This is a genomic window from Ligilactobacillus equi DSM 15833 = JCM 10991 (assembly GCF_000615765.1).
Taxonomy (GTDB): Bacteria; Bacillota; Bacilli; order Lactobacillales; family Lactobacillaceae; genus Ligilactobacillus; species Ligilactobacillus equi.
In genome coordinates this window covers 1-22,211 of the sequence record NZ_BAMI01000034.1, presented here as the reverse complement: position 1 = coordinate 22,211, position 22,211 = coordinate 1, and the positions used below count along the sequence as shown (strand labels likewise).

The window sequence follows — 22,211 nt, the reverse complement described above, 5'->3', positions numbered from 1 at the left end:
CTTATGCCGCGTTAGCTCAGTTGGTAGAGCATCTCCCTCGTAAAGAGAAGGTCACCAGTTCGATTCTGGTACTCGGCATAAAACTGAACGGTTTGAAGATGATAGGTAATACGCCTATCATCTTTTTTGTCACATCCATTAGTTTCTAGTTATATAATTTTTAACACTAAAAATTAGTAAACGTTGATGAGATGTTTTCTAGGCAAGTTTGATATTCTTTAAATAAAATAAGTTAAATCAGGAATTTTTTAAAATGATATTAGTAAAAACTAGTAAATACATTAAAAATAAGGGCGCTTAATTGACCTCTTAATGATAAAAAATTATAATAGTTATTATCGTATGTAAATTTCTTGATGAATTTACGCTAAGATACGATATTAAATTTGCTGTAATTTTTTACAGCTTGGAGGATTTTTATATTCATGGATAATACCAAAGATAGTAGCTTTTTCGGTCATCCTCGTGGACTGTCAACGCTCTTTTTCACAGAAATGTGGGAACGGTTCAGCTATTACGGGATGCGCGCGATTTTGCTGTACTACATGTATTTCTCGGTGACAGACGGGGGCTTGGGTATTAACAAGTCTACTGCGATGTCAATTATGTCTATCTACGGATCACTAGTTTACTTATCTAGTGTCTTAGGTGGGTTTGTATCTGATCGAATTTGGGGAAGTCGTCGTACCGTCTTTATCGGTGGGGTCTTAATCATGTTTGGTCATATTGTCTTAGCTACACCATTTGGACAAGCAGCACTTTACACTTCCATCGCTTTAATCGTGATTGGGACTGGGTTGTTGAAACCTAATGTCTCTGATATGGTGGGGGGCTTATATGCTAGCGATGACCTACGGCGGGACAGTGGTTTTTCCATCTTTGTTTTTGGGATTAACTTAGGGGCTTTCATTGCACCACCAGTAGTTGGTTGGTTAGGTCAGGAAGTTAACTTCCACCTTGGTTTTTCTTTAGCAGCGATTGGAATGTTCTTTGGTCTAGTACAATATAGTCTCGATGGTAAGAAGTATTTATCTAAGGACAGCTTATATCCTAACGATCCTTTAGAACCTAAAGAAGTTAAACGTCTTGTAGTCCAAGTTGTGATTGCCGCCATTATTGTTGTACTTTTGTTAATTGTAATGGGTATCTTAGGTATCTTGAATATTAACAATATCATTAATTTATTAACCATTTTTGCGGTAGCGATTCCGGTAATCTACTTCTTCCGCATGTTATCAAGTGATAAGGTTAATAAAGAAGAAAAATCTCACGTGTGGGCTTATGTACCACTCTTCATTGCCTCCATTTTATTTTGGTCAATTGAAGAACAAGGTTCCGTGGTTTTAGCCACTTTTGCTCAAGAGCAAACTCGTTTGAGTTTGTTTGGGATTTTCAATGTACCGGCTAGTTTCTTCCAAAGTTTAAATCCACTTTTCATCATGGTTTACACTCCAATCTTTGCGACAATGTGGACCAAGTGGGGTAAGAAACAACCATCTGCGGGAGCTAAGTTCTCCGTAGGACTCCTGTTTGCCGGGGCATCATTCATCTTAATGGCAATTCCAGTAGCTTTATTTGGGACTGATGTGAAGGTTAGCTCCTTGTGGTTGATTATGTCTTGGGCTCTAGTAATTATTGGGGAAATGTTAATTTCACCAATTGGTCTATCAATCACTACTAAGTTAGCACCGAAGGCTTTCCAAGCTCAAATGATGTCTATGTGGTTCTTATCAGATGCTGTGGCCCAAGCCTTTAATGCTCAAATTGTACGCCTCTACAATGAAAGTACCGAAGTTATGTACTACAGCATTGTCGGGGGAGTTACCGTTTTAGCCGGTTTAATCTTGATGTTCTTTGTACCACAAATTAAAAAGTTAATGGGTGAAATCCGTTAAGTTTAAAAGTCGTTTCGGTGAGACGACTTTTTTATTTTTAGTTAAAAAAAGTCTTGCCAAGTAAGCTAAAATAGAGTATAATAATGAAGTCGGATAATTAGCTATCCATTAATATTGATATGGGGGGGTAGCGAAGTCTGGCTAAACGCGGTGGACTGTAAATCCATTCCTTCGGGTTCGGAGGTTCGAATCCTCTCCCCCCCATTTACCATTGGGGTATAGCCAAGCGGTAAGGCAACGGTTTTTGGTACCGTCATGCGCTGGTTCGAATCCAGCTACCCCAGTCAGCAAGCATCGAGCAGTCGATGCTTTTTTTGTACTTTAAATTTTGGTCTATACCGATTATAATAAAAGAAAAGGAAAGGATGCGGTCAAATGGCAACAGTCTTAACACATGCAGAAATTTATACGGGACAAACGGTTATTAAGGAAGGTTTTATTCGCTTTGATCAACAAGTTCTAGCGGTTGGAGAGATGGATGAATTTCACCTTCAAGCTGGTGATGAGGTGCATGACGTCATGGGGCAAAGAATTGTCCCTGGATTTATTGATGTCCACAGTCATGGTGGGTATAGCTTTGATACTATGGACGGGGACCAAAATAAGCTGGTGGCGATGGTTGAAGAAATGACTAAAAATGAAGGCATAACGAGTTACTTTGCAACAACCATGACCCAAAGTCCGGAAAATATCGCTCAGGCGATGGTGGCAGCGCATGCAGCGGCGCAAGCTAATCCTGTTATTCAAGGAGTTCACTTGGAAGGCCCCTTTATTTCACCAGTCTTTAAAGGTGCTCAACCAGAAGAATATATTCAAGTCCCAGATGTAACAGAATTAGCCCGTTGGCAAGAGTTATCAGGGGGAATGATTAAACTTTTAACCTATGCCCCTGAACAAGCTCCTGATACGGCCTTTGAGGACTATTGTCTGGCAAATGGGATTGTACTTTCAGTTGGCCACAGTAACGCAACTAGAGCGCAAATGAAGCAATCTAAAGCTAGTCATGTAACGCACCTTTATAACGCTCAAAGAGAATTCAAGCATCGTGAACCAGGGGTCACCGGTCATGCTCTTTTGGAAGACCACCTTTATTGTGAAATGATTGCCGATGGTTACCACGTGAGCCCGGATATGATTAAATTAGCTTACAAACTTAAGGGGCCACACCGCATTGACCTTGTGACAGACTCGATGCGCGCTAAGGGACAAGGTGATGGTCTTTCTGAATTAGGGGGGCAAAAAGTTATCGTTAAAGATAAGCAAGCACGACTTGAATCTGGTAATCTGGCTGGTTCAGTTTTGACCTTTAAGGATGCTTTTGTTAATATCATGCAATTTACGGGGTGTTCGATTCATGATGCGGTGCAAATGGCCTCCGTGAACCAAGCGCGTGAATTTGGTTTAGACCGAAAAGGAACCTTGGAAGTTGGCAAGGATGCCGACTTGAATGTCTTTGATATAGCTTGGAATTTAAAAGCCACTTATACTTTAGGCCGTCAAGCATAGCGAGGTAATAAATGGGGACACCACGATATATTAAGATTCATAATGAAATTCAAAGTCGTATTGAAAAAGGCTACTGGCAAGTGGGGCAAAGGATACCTGCCGAAAGAGAATTGGCTCAGGAATTTATGGTCAGCCGTATGACCCTTCGTCAAGCGCTGCAAACCTTGGTGGATGAAGGGGTTTTAGAAAGACGGATTGGGGCTGGAACTTTCGTTGCGCAAAGAAAAATTCAAGATAAGATGTCAGGAATTACAAGTTTTACTGAATTAACTCGGCGTCAGGGAAAGGTGCCAAGTAGTCAGACGGTTTCATATTTGGTGACGGAACCGTCTTTGAGTGAAGCTGAGAAACTTGAACTAGCAGAAAATCAAAAGATTTTACGGATGGAACGGATTCGTTTCGCTGATGATGAACCAATTTGTTTTGAGGTGGCAGCCTTACCTTTTGATATGGTAGCAGATTATCGTCAAAGTCAGGTTACGACGTCCCTTTATCAAACTTTAGCGGACGATGGCCTCCGGATTGGGCGCGCTCAACAAACTGTTTCAGCGACGGTTGCGTCAGAAAGGATTGCCGAGCTTCTCAAAGTTAAACGCGGTTCGGCGATTTTAATGTTGCGTCAAGTCACGACTTTAAAAGACGGGCGCCCCTTCGAATATGTCCGCACCCACTATGCCGGGGACCGCTTTGAATTTTACCTTGAAAAATAAAATAAGCTCAGACGGTGAGTCTGGGCTTATTTTTGGCGTTTAGCTTCTTTTTTGACCAAAGATAAATAACGCGGTAAAGCTAACATCCGCTTAAAACGAGTGGGTTCTTTTAAGAGTCGGTAAAACCATTCGAGGTTCAATTTAATCCAAAAATTAGGAGCACGCTTGACAGTTCCGGCTAACACATCGAAAGAACCACCCACGCCCATCCAAATGGCCGAGGCGAGTTGGCGATTTTTAGCGATGAAGTTTTCTTGTTTTGGGAAACCCAGGGCTGCAAAGACAAAGTCTGGTTGACTTTGAGCGATGGCTTGGGTAATTTCTTTGTCATCTTTAAAATAACCATCGTAGGCACCAACAATTTTGATGTGCGGATATGTTTGTAAAATTTTTTCCCTAGCCTTTTGAATAACGTCGGGCTTACCTCCTACTAAAAAGACTTTCTTAGCTTCCTGATTAGCAAATTCAAGCAATTTTAACATAGTATCGTAGCCTGTGACTCTTTCAGGCAGCGGAGTACCCAAGATTTTGGCACCTTTAATAATGCCAATCCCATCAGCGGTAATGTAGTCCGCAGTTTTTAAGGTTTGGTAGTATGCGGGGTCATTTTTGGCGGCGAGGACAATTTCGGGGTTAGCCGTTACCACAAAACGATTTTTTCTTTGGAGGGAGTCGTTAAAAAGGGCTTGGAGAAATTCAGCATTGGTGGCCTTGATGAAATCTACCCCTAAAACGGACACCGTTTGAAATTTGGACATATTTAGCCTACTTTCCTACATAGAATCTTACACAATCATTATAGCAAAGTGACTAGTAAGAAAAAAAGTGGTAAAATGGAACTAATAATTTAATTACGTGAAAGAGAGAAAATTATGGAAACAACGTATCCTGATGATAGTTATACCCTGCATACAGATGCTTATCAGATTAATATGATGGAGACTTACTGGCGCCAAGGCATTGCCGATAAGCGGGCGGTCTTTGAGGTTTATTTCCGGAAACTGCCATTTGACAACGGTTATGCAGTTTTTGCTGGTCTGGAAAGAATTGTTAAATACCTAAGTAATTTAAAATTTACCGAGACTGATTTAGCTTATCTCAGGGATGTTATGGGTTATGCGGAAGATTTTATCGCTTATTTGAAGGATTTCAAATTTTCTGCTACGGTACGTTCTGTTGTTGAAGGTGAAATAGTTTTTGGCTCAGAGCCATTAATTCAAGTTGAGGGGCCGTTGGTGGATTGTCAATTAATTGAAACCGCCATGTTAAACATTGTTAACTATCAAACTTTGATTGCAACTAAGGCGGCCCGGATTCGTTCTGTGGTAGGTGAAGACGCCCTGATGGAATTTGGGACTCGTCGAGCGCAAGAATTTGATGCCGCCATCTGGGGGACGCGGGCGGCTTATATCGGTGGTTTTGATGCCACCAGTAATATGCGGGCGGCTAAGATATTTGGTATCCCAGCGACCGGAACGCATGCCCACGCCTTGGTTCAGGCTTACAAGAATGACTACCAAGCTTTCATGGCTTATGCTCAAACCCATAAAGATTGTGTTTTCTTAGTCGATACTTATGACACCTTGAAGAGTGGGGTGCCTTCTGCGATTAAGGTAGCCCAAGAAATGGGTGATAAGATTAACTTCTTAGGGGTCCGGATTGATTCTGGGGATATGGCCTACATTTCTAAGAAGGTTCGCAAGCAATTAGACGAAGCAGGTTTTACCGAAGCCAAGATTTACGCTTCTAACGACCTAGATGAAAAGACCATTATGAACTTAAAAATGCAGGATGCTAAGATTAGCGTGTGGGGGGTCGGCACCAAGTTAATTACAGCTTATGACCAACCCGCTCTAGGAGCAGTTTATAAGATGGTTGCGATTGAAAATGAAAAGGGAGAAATGGAAGATACTATTAAAATCTCCAGCAACGCTGCTAAGGTTTCCACCCCGGGGAAGAAGCAAGTTTGGCGTATTAAGGACAAAACTAGTGGTAAATCTGAAGGAGATTACATTACCCTTTGGGATGAACAACCTCAAAAACAGGCGTCTCTGTACATGTTCCACCCTCAATACACATACATTAATAAGACTTTAACCAACTTCTATGCCCGTCCTTTGTTACAAGATATTTTTGTGGACGGGAAATTGGTTTACGACTTGCCAACACTTCAAGATATCAAGGCTTACCAAAAACAACACCTAGCTAGCCTTTGGGAAGAATACAAGCGGGATCTTAATCCGCAAGATTACCCCGTTGACTTATCACAAGCTTGCTATGATAATAAGATGGCTATTATCAATGATGTCAGAAGTATGGTGGCTACAATCGATCAAGAAAAGAAGGATTAAAAATGCGTGCATTACAAAAACAAATTATCTCTGACTTACGGGTCAAACCTGTGATTGATCCCCAAACAGAAATTCGAACTAGTGTTGATTTTTTGAAGGCTTACCTTTTGGCTCACCCCTTTTTAAAGACCTTAGTCTTAGGAATTTCCGGGGGGCAAGACTCCACTTTAGCAGGAAAACTTTGCCAAATCGCAATGGAAGAACTTCGTCAAGAAACGGGCGATGCCAGCTACCAATTTATCGCAGTTCGTTTGCCTTATGGGACCCAAGCTGATGAAAGTGATGCGATGGATGCCATTGCCTTTATGGGAGCTGATGTGACCATGCGGGTTAATATTAAGGAAGCTGCAGACGCTATGATGGCTGCCGTGGAAGAAAATGGTTTGGAAGTTTCTGACTTTAACAAAGGTAATATCAAAGCCCGTCAAAGAATGATTGCCCAATATGCCATTGCTGGCGCTAAGAATGGGGCTGTAGTCGGAACTGACCACGCCGCCGAAGCCATTACAGGTTTTTATACCAAATTTGGGGATGGTGGGGCCGATGTAACACCACTGTGGCGCTTAAATAAACGTCAAGGTCGGGCGATGTTGGAAGTCTTAGGGGCACCTAAGCACCTTTATGAAAAGGCCCCTACGGCTGACTTGGAAGAAGACCGGCCAGCTTTACCAGATGAAGTGGCCTTGGGTGTGACTTACACTCAAATTGATGACTACTTGGAAGGTAAGGATATCGATTCTGCAGCGGCAGAAAAAATTGAAGGTTGGTACACGAAGACAGCTCACAAGCGTCACTTACCAATCACCATTTACGACGATTTTTGGAAAAAATAGGAGAAGATTAATGGCAAAACGTGCAAATTTAGGAATTTACATGCGGACCTTGTCGCAAGTAATTGATACCACAGAACAAATGGGAGAACGTTTGAATCCTTATTTTGAAGATGTAAAGGCTCAAACCCAAGGCCAAAAAGAATTGACGGCGGAAGACTTTGCCACCATTCAAAAGAATTTCCATGATGGAGTGGTTTTATACGAAGCTAACGCTAAGGGCTTAGCGGAGGTGCAAGCACCTATCCAAGTGATTGGGATGCACAAGTTATTAGTCGCTGCTTACCGAGACTTCTATCAAGGTTGTGTCCAAATGGACGCTAGCTTAGATTATCAAGCTCACAGCGTAGATCAAGCCACTTTTGAAGCTGCGGAAGACCAACAAACCCAAGCCATGGATAAGGTATCCAGTCAAGTCCAACGTATTTTACGCAAATTAATGTAAACTAAAAGGCAACTCGCCCCAAACGAGTTGCCTTCTTTAGTTGGCTAAGATAATTTCCAGGAAGGTTTGGCCATAGCGGTTAAGTTTGGTTTCCCCAATCCCCTTGATATTTAACATATCTCGTAAGCTTTGAGGTTTTTGACTGGCCAAATCTTGCAGAGTTTGGTCAGAGAAAATAACAAATGGGGGCACATGTTGTTCTTCGGCCAATTCCCGTCGCTTACGCCGCAGACGATCGAAGAGGCTGGTATCTAGTACCGAACCCACAAAGCGGTTGGCTGTGACCTTAACCGTCTTTTGAGTAACTTTTTCAAGTCCTTTTAAAACTTGTGCACCTTTAGCAGTAACTGTTGGAGTAGGGTATTGAGGGTCGCGGTTGATCAAATAACCACTAGCAAGCAAATAATCAATCATGACTTCAATATCTTTGATTTGCTGTTGGCGCATAATGCCAAAGGTGGACAACTTTTGTAAGTCGTTTTCTACAATTCGCTTGGCTTTAGAACCGGCCAAGACTTGGGCGATAACTTTTTTACCAAAACGTCCCCGCATACGGTAAGCACAGGAAAGAATCTTTTGACTTTCGACGGTGATATCGACTTCTTCACGTTCATCTAAACAAGATGAACAGCGCCCACAATCTGGACAATCCTGGCCAAAATAACGCACGATAAAGGCTTGGAGACAGTCCTGACTATTGGCATAGTGGACCATGGCCTCCAGTTTACGATATTCTTCTTGCTTATAAGCTTCATCAGCGGGGGAATTTTCGATAAAGAAACGCTGGGTTTGGAGATCGGCATCATGATATAGCAAAATAGCCTCGCTATTTAGGCCATCACGTCCGGCCCGTCCAGCTTCTTGGTAGTAGGCTTCCAAGGAACCAGGAACTTGGGCATGGATGACAAAACGAACTGAACTTTTGTCAATGCCCATCCCAAAAGCATTGGTAGCAACCATAACTTCCGTTCGGTCAAAAAGAAAATCTTCTTGATTTTGTTTACGCTCGGCTTCACTGAGTCCGCCGTGATAAAAGCCTACCTTTTGACCGTGGTCGTTAAGATAATTGGCAATAGCCTCCACTTTTTTACGAGTGGCGGCATAGATGATGCCAGACTGGCCCGGATTTTGTTTGAGGTAGTTAAGCAAGTAATCATAGTCGCGCACCCCTTTGATGACTTTAAAGGCTAAATTATCGCGACTAAAACCGGTGGTGACCTGATTTTGTGATTTAATGGCTAGGCGTTGGCAGATATCTTGAGCTACTGCCGGTGTCGCGGTGGCCGTTAAGGCTATAATTGGAGGCTGGTTGACTAGATTTCCTAAGGTTTGACTTAGTTGTAGGTATTGGGGGCGAAAATCATGGCCCCATTGGGAAATGCAGTGGGCTTCATCAATCGCGATTAAAGAGATGTTTAAGCGATTAAGTGTGTCCCAAAAGTAATTAGAATCAAAACGTTCAGGAGCTACGTAAAGAAGCTTAATTTGACCATTTTCTAAACGCCGATAGACATCACTAGCTTCTGGACCAGTTAAAGAACTATTGAGGTAGGCGGCTTCAATCCCGTTTTGTAGGAGAGTGTCGACCTGATCTTTCATCAAAGAAATTAACGGTGACACAACTAAGGTTAAACCAGGTAAGATGAGGGCGGGAATTTGGTAACAAAGCGATTTGCCCCCACCGGTAGGCATAATGGCTAAGGTGTTTTGACCTTGTAAGACGCGGTCGATAATTTCGGCTTGGCCGGGCCGAAAGGAATCGTAACCGTAATATTTTTCTAGAACTTGGAGGGGCTGCACACAAAAAACTCCTTTCTAAAATTTCTCAATTTTTATTGTAACTGTTTGACCGACTAATGGTAAACTAGAAAGTATCAGAAATGAGGGATTTTTTACATGGAAGAACAATTAATCAGAAAAACCGCACAATTAGAAAATTTAGCACCTAAAAGAGTTAAAGTGGTGATTGACTTACTAAATGAAGGTGCAACAGTTCCTTTTATCGCCCGCTATCGGAAGGAAGTTACTGGGTCCTTAGATGAAGTTCAAATTCGTCAAATTCAAGCTAGTTATCAAAAGCAAAGCCAATTAGCGCAGAGAAAAGCTGCCGTTATTAAAAAAATTGCGGAAGAAAAGAAATTGACGCCTAATTTAGAAAAGGCGATTAACCGTGCAGAAAGTCTCCAAGAAGTCGAAGATTTGTACTTACCTTACAAGCAAAAACGTCAAACGAAGGCGCAAAAAGCTCGTCAAGCCGGACTACAACCATTAGCGGATTTAATAATTCAACAGGCTGACGATGCTCAATTTGACCACCTGGTGGCTCAGCTTAGCGCAAGCAGTCAACTTTCTGCTGCCGCAGTGATTACGGGAGCTAAGGAAATTGTGGCCGAACAAATTTCTGAAAGTGCTGCACTCAGAAGTTGGCTACGAAAAAATATGCACAAAACCGGGGTCATGGAAAGTAAGCGAAAGCTCAAGGCCGAAGATGAAAAAGAGGTCTACCAAGGCTACTACGACTTTAGTCAAAGTTTAAACAAGCTTTCTGGTCACCAAGTCCTAGCGCTTAATCGCGGTGAAAAGCAAGGGATTTTACGGGTGAAGATTAGTCTGAATGATGACTTTGTCTTAAGATACCTGGGCCAAACGCTTCACTTAGCTAAAGATAGTAAAGAAAGTAGTGTAAACTTAGAGGCTGCTTATACTCAAGCTTATAAAAAGAGTGTGAAACCCGCGATTGAAAGAGAAGTTCGTGCTGAATTGACCCAAAAAGCCAGTCAAGAAGCCATTGATATCTTCGGGGAAAATCTCTACCACCTCTTGATGCAAACCCCTCTCAAGGGCAAGGTAGTCTTGGGCTTTGACCTGGCTTGCGTACGGGCTGTAAGCTTGCGGTCGTGGATGCGACAGGGAAGTTTTTAGCTAAGGCCGTGATTTATCCTCACGCTAAGGGGGAACAAGCGCACCAAATGGCTAAGGAAAAATTACTTAGCTTAATTCAAAATTATGGAGTTGAAATTGTGGCGATTGGTAACGGAACGGCTAGCCGGGAATCGCAACAATTCGTAGCGGACTTAATCAGTCAAAATCAGCTTGGCTGTGCCTATGTGATTGTTAACGAAGCCGGTGCTTCCGTCTATTCGGCTAGTGAAGAAGCGCGGCAGGAATTTGGTGACCTTCAAGTCGAAGAACGCTCTGCCATTAGTATTGCGCGGCGGCTTCAAGATCCACTAGCGGAATTAATTAAGATTGATCCTCAATCTATTGGGGTAGGGCAATATCAACACGATTTGCCCCAAAAACAATTAACGGAGAAACTTGATGCCGTAATCGAAACCGGGGTTAACCAAGTCGGGGTCAACCTAAATACAGCGAGTGTGGCACTCTTGACCCACGTATCAGGATTAAATTCGACTATCGCCCAAAATATTGTTAATTACCGCAATGAAAATGGGTCTTACCAAAAACGTAATCAATTGAAAAAGGTGGCTCGCTTGGGTCCAAAAGCTTTCGAGCAAGCTGCAGGTTTCTTGCGGATTGTCGATGGAGCCGACGTTTTTGACAATACGGATATTCACCCTGAAAGCTATGTACTGGCGCAAAAACTACTAGACTGGGCTGGCTTGACTAAGGCGGATTTAGGAACAGATAAAATTTCAGCAGCCTTTGCCCACCAAAATCTAGCGGAATTAGCCCAAAGTTTCCAAAGCGGGGTAGAAACCGTTCAAGATATTATCCAATCTTTTGAAAAACCTGGGCGTGATTTGCGCGATCAGTTTGAGGCCCCACTTTTACGGACGGATGTCTTAACCATGGAAGATTTAAAGGAAGGCATGGAACTACAAGGAACGGTGCGAAATGTGGTTGATTTTGGCGCCTTTGTAGATATCGGAGTTAAGCAAGACGGTTTAGTCCACATATCTCAAATGACCACCAAGTTCATCAATAATCCGCGCCAAGTGGTAGCCGTAGGTGATATTGTGCAAGTTTGGGTGCAAAGTGTCGACTTGAAACGCCAACGCATCCAGTTAACTATGGTGAAACCTCGTGGATGATCGGACACTAACCGTCTGGTTGAAAAAATTATCAAGCATGAACTTTGCCACTACCACCTCCATTTGTATGGTCGAGGTTACCGGCACCAAGATGCAGTAAATTACTTTTGCTTAAAGTTGATGGGAGTCGTTATGTGCCACGTTTAGAGCCATCGAATTACAAATACAATTATGTTTGTCAAACATGCAAGCAAGCATACCCTCGTAAGCGACGAATGAACATTGAACGTTACCGTTGTTCACGTTGTGGGGGGCGACTTATGCTTGAAGATTAGTGGTTTTTCCGTCAAACAAAATAAATTTATTAAAAAGCAAATTTTTTTAGTAAAAGGGCTTGCCAAAAAATTGAAAGCTTGCTATAATTTATTTTGTTGTCGCGGGTATGGCGGAATTGGCAGACGCGTCAGACTAAGGATCTGGTGGGTGGTATCACCCGTGATGGTTCGAATCCATTTACCCGCATAACATGAAGTCAAGGTAGTGACCTTGGCTTTTTTCTTTGCCAAAATCAGAGTAATTTTCTAGCTAAAAATCTCTAAGCTTGTTAAAATAAAAGCAGATAAGAAAAGAGGTGCTTGTATGACCAAGTATGTGAAGCTAGCCGCTATGGCTGGTTATCAACCAGAAAGGGTCGTCACAAACGATGAATTGAGCCAGTTCATTGATACGTCAGATGAATGGATTCAATCTCACACAGGAATTAAAGAAAGACATTATGCCATCGACGAGAATACGTCTGATTTAGGCACGCAAGTCGCACGAAAACTATTAGCACAAACGGGTATGGAAGCTACGGAAATTGATTTAATTATCGTAGCGACTATCTCACCAGATGCCTTAACGCCAGCCACCGCTGCCATTGTTCAAGGTAATATTGGGGCAATTAAGGCTTTTGCTTATGATATTTCCACGGCTTGTTCCGGCTTTGTTTTTGCTTTAAGTACTGCTGAAAAATTCCTCCGTTCAGGAGCTTACCAAAATGCCATAGTTATCGCTGCGGAAACGATGTCGAAAACCATGGATTTTAAGGATCGAACGTCAGCCGTCTTTTTTGGTGATGGAGCTGCTGGGGCGCTTTTAACCACGACAGATAATCCCGCAGAGGAAATCTTTCACGGTGAAAAACTCTGTACTCAAGGGATAAAGATGTTATCCACAGCGGGCGGGTCCAACCTTTAAGTCAAGTTACGGGAGACAATTACCCGGTGATGGATGCCTTCTACCAAAATGGTCGGGCGGTCTTTGAATTTGCGACTACTACAGTTTTGGCCCACATCAAGGAGTTTATGCAAGAACATAATTTACAAGCAGATGAAATTGATATGGTGGTACCTCATCAAGCTAATTTACGGATTATTGAAAAACTTTCCCAAGGGCTTGGTATTCCGCTAGAAAAGTTTGCAATCAATGTACAAACAGCTGGTAATACCTCAGCAGCGGGGATTCCTTTAGCCCTTAACCAGGAACTTGCTAAGGGTAAGCGACCACAGAAGGCATTGTTAGTTGGTTTTGGGGCGGGGTTATCCTATGCCACTATGTTAGTTGATTTAAGTTATTTCAATTAAGTAGGGTAAGCAGTCTGTTTTTGGCTGCTTATTTTTTTAAAAGAAAAAATCCCTCCAGCAAGTGCTGGAGGGATTTTTGGACTAATAACCGTAGCCGTAATCATAACTATTGTCATAGCCATAGTTGTCACTATTATAAGAACTATAACTTTCATCTCTAAATGACTTTTTAGATGGCTTTAAACCTAATTCTTTGCGAATTAATTTTGAAATTCGTTCTTTTTCTTGGGCAGTGGCAACTTGATAGGAGACGCCACCTAAATAAGTATCTTGACCATGAAGAGTATAGGATTTAATTTCACCGGCAGCACTCTTATATTTAGAAATTAAGGTTAAGATGTCATCATAACTTAAGTCGGTCTGCATGTTCTTTTCCATAGTTTCTAAAATATCATCATATTGAGTAGAAAGAGTAGTTAATTTGGTCCCTTTCTTAACAATTGCACGAATTACCTGCCGTTGTCGATCTTGACGCCCATAATCTCCACGAGGATCATCATAACGCATGCGGGCATAAGATAGAGCTTGTTTCCCGTTCATGTGAACGGTTTTACCTTCGACTACATCAGCATCTTCGTATTTAAAAGTTAACAGTGGTGTGATGGTTACGCCACCAACAGCATTAACTAGTTTCTTCAATCCCCCCATATTGACTAAAATGTAGTAGTCAATTGGAATGTGGAGAGTGTCTTGAACCGTATCGACAGCCCCAGAAACCCCTGAGAAGGTGTAAGCAGAGTTGATTTTGCTGTAAGGTTCACCCGAATCGTCAATTTTGACCTTTAAATCTCGGGGAATACTGGTCAAGGTAACTCGTTTACTTTGCGGATTGATTGTGGCAATCATCATGGTATCAGTTCGACCCTTATCAGTTCGTCCTAAGTCCCCGGTATCTGTTCCTAAAAGTAAGATGGAAATCGGTTTTCCTTGTTTCAAAACAGCAGAAACATTACGTAATTTTTTTAAATTCGTGGCTGTAAAAGTGTTATCTAAGGTATTTTGAACATCACTAATCGCATGATAGAGATAAATTCCGGCAGCGTAGAAAATGACTAAGACAAGCGTTAATAGGATACGGAAGATTTTTTTTCTCTTGTGATTGTTTTTATTGGGTGGTGTTGGCCCTTTATGTCGTCGTATGCGGTGATCAGTAGCTTCTGACTCTTTGCGTCGCCGCATCGGTGTTTCAACAGTTATTTCATTATCATTGCGATAATGTGCCATCGAATGCGGTGTGTATGAGTCGTACCGTGAATCATTATTACTCATATGTAACCCCTTATCATAAAATTATAACTATCAGTATTATACACTTGTCTGACTTTAAAAAGCCATGGCTTTTTGGTAGGAAAAAGAAAAATTTCTTTAAAAAAAGTAAAAAATAAGATTTTTTGCGTATTTATATAATAGGGGGTATTTTTTACGAGGAGTTGATAATGATGAAATTGATGTTACCGCTAACCTTATTAGCTTTAACTTTTGGTGGAATGACACAAAAGTTAAACTTGCCCACTGATTTTGAATTAGGAGGTGTCATTGATAGTAATAGTAAATCAGATGTTTGGAATGCCCAAATTCAGTATGGCCCACTAAAGACCAAAATTCCTCAAAGTTCAGTGAGTCATGATTTTCCCCAATCCAAGAGAAATTTGAAAATTGACCTTGATCAACTTGATAGTGTGAGTCATGACCGGCAAATTGTCATTAATCAAGCACTAAGTTTTGTGGACAAACAAGTGCCTTATGTTTGGGGAGGGGCTAGTTTGAGTGGGATGGACTGTTCAGGTTTGACTATGTTAGCCTATGCGGCGATTGGGAAGACCTTGCCGCACTATACCGTGTGGCAAGAACAATGCAGTCAAAGAATTCCCGTAAACCAAGCTCAACCAGGAGATTTACTCTTTTGGGGAGCACCGCTGGCCTCCTACCATGTAGCCCTATATCTGGGAAATCAAAAATATGTTCAAGCTCCACAACCCGGTCACAATGTGGAAATTACAACTTTAAATCATGGCTTTTATCCGTCATTTGCCGGGCGTATTCTCTAAAATTTGTCGCTTCGCCTAATTTTTGGTAATATTAGAGGAAATAAGCAGGATGGAAGGAAACGAAGATGGTTAAGCTAGTTTTAATCAGACATGGTCAAAGTATTGCCAACCAAGATAATGTTTACACAGGTTGGAGTGATGTGCCTCTAACTGACTTAGGGCGTCAACAAGCCCGCCAAGCGGGGCAACTTTTACAACAGACCGGCCTCCAATTTATGGCGATTCATACCTCGGTATTGAGTCGCGCAATTGTGACCGCCAATCTAGTTGCGGAAGAAATTGGCCAGCTAGCCACTCCGATTTATAAGAGCTGGCGTCTAAATGAACGGCATTATGGTGCCTTGCGTGGCCTTAACAAAGAGGCGACGAAACAGCAATACGGAGCTAAGCAGGTGGCTTTATGGCGTCGGTCTTTTGACAGTATCCCACCTAAGCTTAGTCAGCCTGATACGGACCGACGATATGACTTAGTACCTTGGACCAGTCGTCCTTTAGCGGAAAGTTTGGCCCAGTGTCAAAAGCGCCTCTTACCATACTGGCAAGACCAAATTGCCCCCCGACTCTTGCAAGGAAAAAATCAGTTAGTAGTGGCTCACGGGAGCAGTTTACGGGCTTTGATTAAGTATCTAGAGGAGATTAGTGATCAAGATATTGATGGTCTGGAAGTCGAAAATGGTCAACCACTGCTGTATGACTTGGATGACTGTACTTTGGCAATACGCCAAAAAATAGTTTTAGGATAAGTCTAATTTTCTGGTATGTTTAGTCGAATACCCCACGTCTTTAGAATGGGAGGAAACTCCTGTGTACTTTTTCTTTTTCTCGTAATTGTTTCAGTTGGAACAATCAAAAAAGTACTTAAGAAATTACTTGAGTTTTTACTTGAGGACTAATTAAGTGCTAGGCGCTACTCTCTCTATTGAGTTGGTAGCGCCTTTTTAGTACTATCTAATTTAGTAAAAAAACTGGAAACCACGAATGGCTTCCAGTTTTTACTATACCTAGGCTAAGGCTCCCATTGGGTCCCAAGGGGCTAAGACCTTTGGTTCTTCTTTTAAAACTTCTTGGAGTTCTTGAGGTAGGTACTTCTTGTTAACTACGACTTGGTAACAGAATTCTTCCATCCAGTCATCACTCATAACGAAGAAACCGTTGTTACCAACTTTATCACCCCAGGAGTTTTCGACCTTCCACTTGGTTGGCTTGTCATCAACTAAGTCGACCCCTGTTAAAACCATGGCGTGGGTCATCAAACTTTGTGCGTAGTCAAGACGTTCAGCCTTGGACATAGATAAGTCAACACCGAAAAGTTCATCTTTGTGGTAAAGGTTAGTGTCTAAAATTCCTTTTTGACGGTCAGATTCTTGACCAACATCAGAACCGAACCAAACACTTTCACCGGCCTTGAGTTGGGCGATAGAAATCTTGCGGAATGTATCCATGTCGACGTTCAAGTGACGGACAGGACGACCATTAACCACGTTTCCTAACATTTCGACGGTGTACATGTGGTTGTAAGGCTTGTCGGCTGTTGGCGCATTAATGATGGAGACATAGTCATCCAGGTTCCAACCCACATACTTCTTGAAGAACTCTTGTGGAGTTAAATCGCGATCTAAGTGATAGTTGTTATCAGTGTCACGGTATTCGAAGTCAAACTTAGTAGGTGGTTCACCGAAGGAATAAGCTGCCATCCGGTAAACTTCAGCCAACATCTTTTCCTTCCGGGCTTGAATGTCAGCTTCAGAAGTCCCTGTAGCCACTAATTCACGCAATTCTACAGCATCTTTACGTAATTTAAGGTTTAAAGTAGCGTTAAATTCGCGAGAAGCTGAAGAAGAGAAAGATTCTGGCATGACAGACTTAGGCACAACCCCGTATTTTTCTACGATGGCCATGAACATGTCCCATTGCCCACCATCTTGTTGTGGGGTGGTCATGAGCCAGGCTACCTTGCGGTCAGATGTTGGCAAGTCAGCAGTTTTCAAAACATTTTCGTAGAAGTAATTAGATTTTTCCAACTTGTCCCAGAAGAAAGTATAACTTTGTGATAATTCAAAGTCCTTAGCTACCCGGAAATTGTCTTTCATTTGGTGGCGCATGGTGTTTAAGGCCGCAAACATCCAGCAACGACCAGATTGTTTTTGGTTAGCAACATCACCTGTATCTAAGTCAATGGAGAAGACAGGATCCATGTTAACTTCGGCGCGGTAGTCTGCCGCGGATTTGAAAATTCCGTTCTTAGTTACAGCGCGTTCAACAACACTGTGTTCAGGACGGGCTTCCAATTGTGCTTGGAAGTCTTTTAATTGGTTTAAACTGATTTCTTTAGTCAAGAAAATCAACTCCTTAATAAAATTAACAAGTTTATTTTAATCTTCTTATCAAAAAAGTGCAAGGATAATTAACGTGCTTCTAATACTTCAGGACCATCTTGGCGACCGACGATTACAGTATTAACGCGGTCTAAGAAAAGGCCGTGTTCAACGACCCCGACTTGTTTAATTAAAAAGTCTGCTAATTCATGTGGGTGATCAATTTGGTCGAGATGTAAATCAATAATGTAATTTTCAGAATCCGTTAAAAGTAAGCCACCTTGGTCATTTTTACGGAAAGTAGGTTTGAAACCTTTAGCTTCGAAAATTTCAAAGAGTTTTTGGCTCCCGTAAGGAATAACTTCCACAGGTAGGGGAAAGGCCCCTAATTTGTCGACCATTTTGCTTTCATCGACAATCCACATATTTTTCTTGGAGTAGGTAGCTACAATTTTTTCAAAGAGGAGAGCGGCTCCGCCCCCCTTAATACCTTGGAAATCAGCCGAAATTTCATCTGCACCATCAATCGTCAAGTCGATGTGGTCAACTTCGTCAACGGACTTCAAGGGGATGCCTAATTCAGTGGCTTGTTTGGCAGTTACGTTTGAGGTAGTAACCCCCACAATATTTAAGCCTTCATTTTTAATTCGAGCCCCTAGAGCATCAACCATGTGTTTAACGGTGGAACCCGTACCTAAACCAACAACCATGCCATCATTAATCCATTCAACAGATTTTTGGCCGACTAACTTCTTTAATTCATTTTGATTCATGTTTATAACCTCGCTTAATTTTGATGTAATAAGTTACTTAATTCTGGGTGACGGTTAAAGTATTTTTGGGTGTAGGGACAAAGGGGGAGGACGTCTTTGTCTTGTTTAGCAACTTCGTCTAGAAAGTAACTGGTAATTTTCCCGGCTAAGCCACTGCCACGCATATTTTCGGAAACCCAGGTATGTTCGATGACATAGGTATGGTCATCGTTAATCATGGAGTAACCAATGTGGGCAATTACTTCATGATCAGCATTTTCATAATTAAGTGAATCTTTGGTCCAAACGTAATTTTCCATCGCAAAAGCTCCTTTCGTTTTCTCTAGTTATTATAGCATAAAAAAGCGGTTGCAAATTTAAGTAGTTGTTTGAATTTTTAATTCTAAAAAGGTAGGAAATATAGGCTATGTTTCTTGACTTATGTAAAAAATGAGAAATAACTAGTGTGACAAAACTAACGACTATTCAAGTTATTATTGTCATAATTAATACTTGATTGGTCAAAATTAGAAATTAAAAATCTAAAATAGCAACTTTAATCAAATTAAGAAGGCGTTTTCCCGAAATTAAAAAGGAGAAGTTTATATGAAGTCAAGAAATCATTTAGTTTATAGTTATTCAGTAGCCGCCCTAGTGACAGCTGATCTAATCGGAGCTGGTACTGGTATGCGTATTCAAGCTGATGAGGTTACGTCAACAAACTCTGAAACCACTACTCAAGCTAGTCAAAATGATAGTAGTGTACAAGTTGCCGATGATTCAGCAAGTGTAGTGTCTGGTAGTGAGAAACAAGTAGCCGATACCTCAGTGAGTGAAAAAACTGCTGATAAAGAACAGGTTACGGGAACTTCAACTACAGATACTAATCAAGCGAGTGCTAAAACACAGTAAGATATTAATAAAGAGGTAGTTACTCCTGAAAGTAATGGTGAAATCCACCAAATTAATGACTTTCAAGTAGCTGATCCTGCTACAGGAACATTAACTAAAGAGGGTAATGACTTACATGCTGACTCTGTTGACAAAGGTGACAGTTATGCTTTTTCTGATCAACAAGGAAGTGATTTTGTTTACACAGCAGATGTCAAGTTCAATCAAAATGGTGGGGCAGCATCCTTAGTTTTTCGGGCTGATAAGAGTGATCAGAACCTTGACTTTTATATTGTTAATATGGAAGCTGCTTCCCATATTGCTAAATTCTGGCGAATGGTTAATGGTCAAGGTTATGAATTATTAGCACCTAAAAGCTATAAGCCAACTGAAGATGGTCACTATAACTTAAAAGTTGTTGCTTATGGCAAGAATATCGAGTACTACATTAACGATGAGCTAATTGGTAGTGCCGGAGACTATGTCGTTCAAAAGGATGATAAGGGCCAACCTGCTTACAAGCGTTCTGGGAACTTTGGTTTATTGACTTGGAATGGGGACGTAACCTACAGCAATGTTCGCTATCAAGAATTGACTCCTGATTTCAATCCATTCTTGAAAGACATTACGGTAGTTTCTAATGAAGGTCAGGCGGAAGTCAAGGGGCAGTTCTTTACTGATGAAACTAACTATATTCAATATGTAGACAATGCAACTAAGACTGTGAACCTTGAAGTTTTAGCTAACGTGCCTAATGTCCAAGTGGTGGCTTATGATCAAGAAGGTAATGCCTACACCGATTTAAAGAATATTCCTGTTTCCGTTGGGGCTAATTATATTACTGTGGTTAGCACAGTTTTAGGTGCCGATGGAACTCCTATTCAAGCTAGTTATCATGTAAATGTTCACCGTCGACAAAAAGCTGAAATTTACTATCACGAACCATACCGTGACCAATTCCACTACTCGGTTAAAGATGGTTGGTCCAATGATCCCAATGGTTTGGTTTACTATAACGGAACGTATCATTTCTTCTACCAATTCTATGATGATACTTCCTGGGGACCAATGCACTGGGGCCACGCAACCAGTACAGATTTGATTCACTGGAAGGAAGAACCAATCGCCCTTTATCCTGATGCTAACAGGGCAATGTTCTCAGGTTCCATTGTAGCTGATGTCAACAATACAACCGGGCTTTTTGATCAAGGAAAAGGTGGCTTGGTAGCTTTGGTTACAGCTGATGGCGGTGGTCAAAGAATTGAATTAGCCTACAGTAAGGATGAGGGGAAGACTTGGAATAAGTTAGCAGATCCTGTGCTAGATTATGCTAACGATGATCCTTTGCACAATGCAGCTTTCCGTGATCCTAAGGTTTTCCGTTGGAATAATCAATGGTTCATGGTCGTTGCTGGTGGTCCTTTACGGATTTACTCATCTTCTGATTTACAAAACTGGAAATCAGAGTCGGTTTACAGTGGTATCGAAACAGAATGCCCAGACCTTTACCCAATTCAAACAGATAACGGGGTTAAGTGGGTCTTATCTCGTGGTGGTCGTTACTACAAGGTTGGCGATTTCAAACAAGTTGATGGTAATTGGTACTTCTTACCTGATAAGGTTTATGAAAAGACCGATGGAATTATGAACTTCGGAAAAGATTCTTATGCTGCGATGACATACTTTGTCCAAGATTTCGGAACTGAGGCTAACCCAACATTACCAGAAATTATTGAATCTAATTGGATGAATAACTGGGATTACTGTAATGATGTGGCGGCAACTGTAGGTCAAAAGTTTAATGGGACTTACAATTTGAACTTGAAGCTTGGCTTGACTAAGGAAGGCGACAAGTACGTTCTTACTCAAACACCAATTACAGCTTATCAAGACTTACGTGATGTAGAACATGCTATGACATTCAAGAACGTAACTGTAGGTGAAGACAACGATTTATTAAAAGATTTCCAAGGTGACACTTACGAAATTGTGGCACACTTTGTACCTGCGGTAGGTACGAAGAAGTTAGGATTTAATGTTCTGACCTCTGCTACACAAGGAACGAGCATTGTCTATGACTTAGAAGAAGAAACAATGTCAATTGACCGGAGCAAGTCAGGTAAGCAAATTAATGCTAAGTTTACAGAACCCAACATCCAAAACAAGGTAACTAAGAATGCTGATGGTAGTGTGGACCTTCATATTTATGTGGATAAGGCTAGTGTTGAAGTCTTTACTAAAGGTGATACTGTTCTTGGAGCTAACCAAATTTTCCCTGATGCTGATAGCTTGGGAGCTAGTTTGATGGTTGAAGGAGATCCGGTAGTTGCGGATATAGCTATCTACCCATTGAAGAGCATCTGGTTTGCTGATAAACCAGTTGTAACACCAAAAGACGATGCTAGCTCAAGTGCGATAAATGATACGGTTAATGCAGGTGAAGGTAATGTTACAAATGTAGATGCTAATATCTCGGATGTGAATACTGCTGCCAATGGTAAGAATAATACAGTAGCTATTTCTAATGCTGGTGATATAACATCAGAGATTAAGGTTGGCAATAATACTATTATTTTACCTAATTCAAAGACTAAAGTCACTTTACAAGAAACTGAGGGGCAATCTTCTTCAGTTAAGGTACAAACTTCAAAGGTTAGTGTTGCCAAACAATTACCACAGACAGGTGAGGAAAAGACAAGTGTCTGGATGGGAGTCATGGCTGCATTATTGGGGGCATTAAGTTTCTTATTCCCGGCAATGAAACGGCGGAAAGGAAATAATTAAATTATTACGAAATAGTGGAAATTTTCATCGATAAGATGGGAGTTCCACTATTTTTAGTCAACTA

At 41.5% G+C, this 22,211-nt stretch carries 17 protein-coding genes, 4 tRNA genes and 3 pseudogenes; 18 read left to right on the top strand and 6 right to left on the bottom strand.

All coding sequences use genetic code 11. The annotated features are described in order from the left end of the window. The first annotated feature begins 5 nt into the window (after nucleotides 1-5). The 6 genes from JCM10991_RS07915 (at nucleotide 6) to JCM10991_RS07890 (ending at nucleotide 4,111) form a co-directional block, all read left to right on the top strand. Nucleotides 6-78 (top strand) — tRNA-Thr (locus JCM10991_RS07915). 347 nt (nucleotides 79-425) lie between these two features. Then, nucleotides 426-1,895, top strand: a complete 1,470-nt coding sequence (locus JCM10991_RS07910; protein WP_025021081.1) for a peptide MFS transporter — start codon at nucleotides 426-428, stop codon at nucleotides 1,893-1,895. A 121-nt stretch (nucleotides 1,896-2,016) separates the two neighbouring features. Next, nucleotides 2,017-2,099 (top strand) — tRNA-Tyr (locus JCM10991_RS07905). Nucleotides 2,100-2,107: 8 nt separating this feature from the next. Next, nucleotides 2,108-2,179: transfer RNA gene (locus JCM10991_RS07900), tRNA-Gln, on the top strand. Nucleotides 2,180-2,270: 91 nt separating this feature from the next. After that, complete coding sequence (gene nagA / locus JCM10991_RS07895; RefSeq protein WP_025021080.1) at nucleotides 2,271-3,401, top strand: N-acetylglucosamine-6-phosphate deacetylase; 1,131 nt, start codon at nucleotides 2,271-2,273, stop codon at nucleotides 3,399-3,401. An 11-nt stretch (nucleotides 3,402-3,412) separates the two neighbouring features. Further along, nucleotides 3,413-4,111, top strand: coding sequence for a GntR family transcriptional regulator (locus JCM10991_RS07890; protein ID WP_025021079.1), 699 nt, complete (start codon nucleotides 3,413-3,415; stop codon nucleotides 4,109-4,111). A 26-nt stretch (nucleotides 4,112-4,137) separates the two neighbouring features. Here JCM10991_RS07890 and JCM10991_RS07885 read toward each other — a convergent pair whose 3' ends face one another. After that, a complete protein-coding gene (locus JCM10991_RS07885; protein ID WP_023859869.1) occupies nucleotides 4,138-4,869 on the bottom strand; it encodes a WecB/TagA/CpsF family glycosyltransferase in 732 nt (243 codons plus the stop codon). Nucleotides 4,870-4,983: 114 nt separating this feature from the next. Here JCM10991_RS07885 and JCM10991_RS07880 point away from each other — a divergent pair, with 114 nt between their 5' ends. Genes JCM10991_RS07880 through JCM10991_RS07870 form a run of 3 tightly spaced genes read left to right on the top strand, consistent with a single transcriptional unit; the run spans nucleotide 4,984 to nucleotide 7,737 of the window. After that, nucleotides 4,984-6,462, top strand: a complete 1,479-nt coding sequence (locus JCM10991_RS07880) for a nicotinate phosphoribosyltransferase (RefSeq protein WP_025021078.1) — start codon at nucleotides 4,984-4,986, stop codon at nucleotides 6,460-6,462. Between the two features lie 2 nt (nucleotides 6,463-6,464). Continuing rightward, complete coding sequence (gene nadE, locus JCM10991_RS07875; RefSeq protein WP_025021077.1) at nucleotides 6,465-7,295, top strand: NAD(+) synthase; 831 nt, start codon at nucleotides 6,465-6,467, stop codon at nucleotides 7,293-7,295. 10 nt (nucleotides 7,296-7,305) lie between these two features. Continuing rightward, the gene (locus JCM10991_RS07870) at nucleotides 7,306-7,737 is read left to right on the top strand and encodes a hypothetical protein (RefSeq protein ID WP_025021076.1); all 432 of its coding nucleotides are present in this window, start codon (nucleotides 7,306-7,308) and stop codon (nucleotides 7,735-7,737) included. A 36-nt stretch (nucleotides 7,738-7,773) separates the two neighbouring features. Here JCM10991_RS07870 and recQ read toward each other — a convergent pair whose 3' ends face one another. After that, the gene (recQ, locus tag JCM10991_RS07865; RefSeq protein WP_025021075.1) at nucleotides 7,774-9,537 is read right to left on the bottom strand and encodes a DNA helicase RecQ; all 1,764 of its coding nucleotides are present in this window, start codon (nucleotides 9,535-9,537) and stop codon (nucleotides 7,774-7,776) included. Nucleotides 9,538-9,633: 96 nt separating this feature from the next. On the opposite strand from recQ, the pseudogene JCM10991_RS13265 reads away from it, so the two are divergent. The 4 genes and pseudogenes from JCM10991_RS13265 (at nucleotide 9,634) to JCM10991_RS13260 (ending at nucleotide 13,357) form a co-directional block, all read left to right on the top strand. Beyond that, nucleotides 9,634-11,792: pseudogene (locus JCM10991_RS13265) on the top strand (Tex family protein). A gap of 107 nt (nucleotides 11,793-11,899) precedes the next feature. Beyond that, nucleotides 11,900-12,067, top strand: a complete 168-nt coding sequence (locus JCM10991_RS15390) for a zinc ribbon domain-containing protein (RefSeq protein WP_162149508.1) — start codon at nucleotides 11,900-11,902, stop codon at nucleotides 12,065-12,067. 101 nt (nucleotides 12,068-12,168) lie between these two features. Further along, nucleotides 12,169-12,254, top strand: a tRNA-Leu gene (locus JCM10991_RS07855). A 117-nt stretch (nucleotides 12,255-12,371) separates the two neighbouring features. Next, a pseudogene (locus JCM10991_RS13260) lies at nucleotides 12,372-13,357 on the top strand (beta-ketoacyl-ACP synthase III). A gap of 81 nt (nucleotides 13,358-13,438) precedes the next feature. Here the strand turns inward: JCM10991_RS13260 and JCM10991_RS07845 are convergent. Beyond that, entirely contained in the window at nucleotides 13,439-14,626 is a 1,188-nt protein-coding gene (locus JCM10991_RS07845) for an LCP family protein (RefSeq protein WP_225349948.1), read from the bottom strand. 167 nt (nucleotides 14,627-14,793) lie between these two features. Between JCM10991_RS07845 and JCM10991_RS14545 the strand changes: the two genes are divergently transcribed. After that, on the top strand, nucleotides 14,794-15,405 hold the full coding sequence (locus tag JCM10991_RS14545; protein ID WP_025021073.1) for a C40 family peptidase: 612 nt from the start codon (nucleotides 14,794-14,796) through the stop codon (nucleotides 15,403-15,405). Nucleotides 15,406-15,470: 65 nt separating this feature from the next. Further along, nucleotides 15,471-16,148, top strand: a complete 678-nt coding sequence (locus JCM10991_RS07835) for a 2,3-bisphosphoglycerate-dependent phosphoglycerate mutase (RefSeq protein ID WP_025021072.1) — start codon at nucleotides 15,471-15,473, stop codon at nucleotides 16,146-16,148. Between the two features lie 258 nt (nucleotides 16,149-16,406). Here the strand turns inward: JCM10991_RS07835 and JCM10991_RS07830 are convergent, their stop codons facing one another. From JCM10991_RS07830 to JCM10991_RS07820, 3 genes are all read right to left on the bottom strand, one after another. Next, complete coding sequence (locus tag JCM10991_RS07830; protein ID WP_025021071.1) at nucleotides 16,407-17,741, bottom strand: C1 family peptidase; 1,335 nt, start codon at nucleotides 17,739-17,741, stop codon at nucleotides 16,407-16,409. A gap of 68 nt (nucleotides 17,742-17,809) precedes the next feature. Continuing rightward, on the bottom strand, nucleotides 17,810-18,493 hold the full coding sequence (gene rpiA, locus JCM10991_RS07825) for a ribose-5-phosphate isomerase RpiA (RefSeq protein WP_025021070.1): 684 nt from the start codon (nucleotides 18,491-18,493) through the stop codon (nucleotides 17,810-17,812). Between the two features lie 14 nt (nucleotides 18,494-18,507). Continuing rightward, complete coding sequence (locus JCM10991_RS07820; protein WP_025021069.1) at nucleotides 18,508-18,792, bottom strand: GNAT family N-acetyltransferase; 285 nt, start codon at nucleotides 18,790-18,792, stop codon at nucleotides 18,508-18,510. A 286-nt stretch (nucleotides 18,793-19,078) separates the two neighbouring features. Between JCM10991_RS07820 and JCM10991_RS13250 the strand changes: the two genes are divergently transcribed. The 3 genes and pseudogenes from JCM10991_RS13250 to JCM10991_RS16595 all read left to right on the top strand — a co-directional run bounded on the left by JCM10991_RS13250 (nucleotide 19,079) and on the right by JCM10991_RS16595 (nucleotide 22,147). Further along, on the top strand, nucleotides 19,079-19,384 hold the full coding sequence (locus tag JCM10991_RS13250; protein WP_023859882.1) for a hypothetical protein: 306 nt from the start codon (nucleotides 19,079-19,081) through the stop codon (nucleotides 19,382-19,384). A gap of 324 nt (nucleotides 19,385-19,708) precedes the next feature. Then, a pseudogene (locus JCM10991_RS13245) lies at nucleotides 19,709-21,724 on the top strand (GH32 C-terminal domain-containing protein); the annotation flags it as partial. A 117-nt stretch (nucleotides 21,725-21,841) separates the two neighbouring features. Next, the gene (locus JCM10991_RS16595; RefSeq protein ID WP_272944162.1) at nucleotides 21,842-22,147 is read left to right on the top strand and encodes an LPXTG cell wall anchor domain-containing protein; all 306 of its coding nucleotides are present in this window, start codon (nucleotides 21,842-21,844) and stop codon (nucleotides 22,145-22,147) included. Nucleotides 22,148-22,211: the final 64 nt, after the last annotated feature.